The sequence below is a fragment of the Litorilinea aerophila genome, from assembly GCF_006569185.2.
In the GTDB taxonomy this organism is placed as follows: Bacteria; Chloroflexota; Anaerolineae; order Caldilineales; family Caldilineaceae; genus Litorilinea; species Litorilinea aerophila.
In genome coordinates, this window is sequence record NZ_VIGC02000069.1 from 1 (window position 1) to 2,965 (window position 2,965).

The 2,965-nt window shown below is 64.5% G+C and carries 3 protein-coding genes; 1 reads left to right on the top strand and 2 read right to left on the bottom strand.

The window, feature by feature from the left end; genetic code table 11:
- Window positions 1-86: 86 nt before the first annotated feature.
- Both FKZ61_RS23585 and FKZ61_RS23590 read right to left on the bottom strand, forming a co-directional pair.
- Window positions 87-542 (bottom strand): bactofilin family protein, encoded by a 456-nt coding sequence (locus tag FKZ61_RS23585; protein ID WP_170200248.1) that lies wholly within the window; start codon window positions 540-542, stop codon window positions 87-89.
- 73 nt (window positions 543-615) lie between these two features.
- Entirely contained in the window at window positions 616-1,572 is a 957-nt protein-coding gene (locus tag FKZ61_RS23590; RefSeq protein WP_141612619.1) for a ribose-phosphate diphosphokinase, read from the bottom strand.
- 188 nt (window positions 1,573-1,760) lie between these two features.
- On the opposite strand from FKZ61_RS23590, the gene FKZ61_RS23595 reads away from it, so the two are divergent.
- Window positions 1,761-2,378 (top strand): XTP/dITP diphosphatase, encoded by a 618-nt coding sequence (locus FKZ61_RS23595; protein ID WP_141612620.1) that lies wholly within the window; start codon window positions 1,761-1,763, stop codon window positions 2,376-2,378.
- Window positions 2,379-2,965: the final 587 nt, after the last annotated feature.

Below are 2,965 nucleotides of genomic sequence, written 5' to 3' on the forward strand. Positions count from 1 at the left end.
TGGAACCTGTCGGCGAATTTCTGCCGGGATTTACTACGAATTTTCGTCCGCTATCTTTCCCGCATTTCACCCCCAAAGTGGGCCTGTCAGGAAGTGGATGAAACCGATGAGGGCGGGGTCTCCTCGCCGGCCGGACGCACCACGGGGATGGCAGTTCCGCCTGGCTGGGGAAGTACCGGCATCTCCGCCGGCGGGGTCCCTTCAATGTTGAGCTCTGCCCGCAGCAGCACGCCATCGTCCATGAAGAAGCTGTTGACGTGCAGGGCCCCGTAGACCTGGCTGCCCTCCAGCAGTTCCACCCGGTCGGCCCGGATGACGCCCCGATAGATGCCTCGGATGCTGACCGTCTTGGCGGTGATGTCACACTGGACCCGCGCCGTCTCGGTCAAGATCACGTTGGCCGGCGTCTCGATGCGGCCCCCCTCGATGGCGCCATCTACCCGCACACTGGTATCGCTGCGCAGATTGCCGCTGAAAGACGCCCGCGGGCCGATGATGACCTCAATGGCGTCAGGTTCTGGACGTTGCACTCGACCGAACACCGGATACCTCCTGAAAATGGCTCCACACCCGCCCTGGCTCCCTTGCCGGCCCCAGGGCGACAACGGACGACGGCTACAGAAGCGTGAGCTTCTCGGAAATGCTCTGCCCGCGATAGATGCGCTGGATGATGTCCGCCAGCAGGGGCGCGATGGAGAGCACTTCGATTTTGGGATGACGCTTTTCGGGGGGAACCGGGATGGTGTTGGTGACCACCAGCTTCTCGATGCGGTCGTCGGCATCCAGCCGCTGGAGGGCCGTGGGCAACAGCACCGGGTGGGTGACCGCGAAGTATGCCTTGCCCTGGGCGCCGTTCTCGTAGAGGGCATCCACCTGGCGCAGGACGCTGCCGCCGGCCATGATGTCGTCGATCACGATGGGGCGCCGACCTTCGATGTCGCCCACCACGTGGGTGGTCTCGGTGGCGCTGAAGCTGGTGCGCCGCTTGTGCATCACCACCAGGGGCAGGTTCAACATCTCGGCGTACTTGCCGGCCATGCTGGCCCGCCCCACGTCCGGGCTGACGATGGCTGCGTCGGCGAACTCTGGCTTGCGGAAGTAGTCGGCCAACAGGGGCAAAGCGCTCAGGGGATCCACCGGAATGTTGAAAAAGCCTTGAATGGCCCGGCTGTGGATGTCCACAAAGATCACCCGGCGAGCTCCCTGCTGTTCCAGCATGTTGGCCACCACCCGGGCGCTGATGGCCTCCCGTCCCTTGGCCATGCGCTCCTGGCGGGCGTAGGGAAAGTAGGGGATCACCACGCTGACGCTGTGGGCACTGGCCCGGCGGAAGGCGTCCAGATAGAGCAGCAGCTCCATCAGATTGTCGTTCACCGGTGCGGAACAGGGCTGCACAATGAAAATATCCTGGTCGCGCACCACTTCATCCACCATCACGTGGATCTCGCTGTCCGGCAGATGGCGGGTGGTGGACTTGCCCAGGCTGACATCTAACAGACAGGCAATCTCCTGGGCCAGCTCTGGATGGGCAGAGCCAGAAAAAATGCGTAATGGATGATAGGACTCAGGCATGCTTGATCCCCCCCAACGTCGCCGCCGTGGTGGCCGGCTTGGTTTCGGCTATCCGGCCCTATATGTTAGCATACGATCAGATCATCAGAAATTTTCGACGCCCGGCAAGATCCTTGGGAGACCACATCCTTCCCACATCCTTCCGTAAGGACAAACAAGCCAGAAGGACAAACTGAGGACAAACATCCATGCCCACCCTGCTCCTGGCCACCCATAACCCCGGCAAAATTCGGGAGTATCGTGCCCTGCTGGCCGACCTGCCGGTGACAGTCCTCTCCCTGGCCGAGGCCGGCATCGAGCTGGAAGTGCCGGAGACCGGCACCACCTTTGCCGAAAACGCCGTGCTGAAGGCGCGTGCCTATGCGAAGCACAGTGGCCACTGGGCCTGGGCTGATGACAGCGGCCTGGAAGTGGACGCATTGGGCGGGCGGCCCGGGGTCTACTCGGCCCGCTATGCCGGCCCCCAGGCCAGCGACGAGGAACGCCATCGCCGCCTGCTGGCAGAGCTCCAGGCCTTTCCACCAGAACAGTGGACTGCCCGCTTCCGCTGCGTGATCGCCATCGCCCGGCCGGATGGCGCGCTGCTGACGGCCGAAGGCACGGTCGAGGGGCACATCACCGACCACCCCCGCGGCGAGCACGGCTTTGGCTATGACCCCATCTTCTACCTGCCCTCCCACGGAGCCACCATGGCCGAGCTTCCCCCCGCCGAGAAGAACCGCATCAGCCACCGGGGTCAGGCAGCCCGCCAGGCCAAAGCCCTGCTGCGCACCTGGCTCTTCCCTGGGGCCGCGTCCCCTGCCTAGACAGATTGAAAATTTGGGGGAAAGCCGGTAGAATACAGGACGGAACGACGCTCTGCCCGGTGTGTGCGTCGACAGCCGTACGGCGTTCAGGTGTGTGGCTCCCCCGGCCCGTTAGCCATCCACCGCCACCCCGAGAAGAGCCATCCGTGTGGATTGGGCGCCACGGGGTAGGGCGGGTCTCCAGCCCGCCGGCGGTGACCGGATCGACGGGAGCCGGCGTCCGTGGAGAGGCCGCCCCTTCGTAGGCGAAGCTTATAGCTGCGCATCCGTCGCCGTCCCTTCACCTGCCCGGGTTTGGCACCATCGGGCGGCTGGGAGCCGCTCCTACGGCGAAGGCAGCCCTTCGCACGGATGGGGTCCACGTGGTAGGGCGGGTCTCCGGCCCGCCGGCGGTGACCGGATCGACGGGTGCCGACGTCCGGGGGGGGCCGCCCCTTTGTAGGCGCAGCTTATAGCTGTGCATTTGTCGCCGCGCCGGCGGATGTGTCCAAAATCACCCGCCATTGGACAACACCTGGCGCAACGGCCCGAAGGCACACACCTACTTGAGGTAGTAAATCCCGGCAGAAATTCGCCGACAGGTTCCA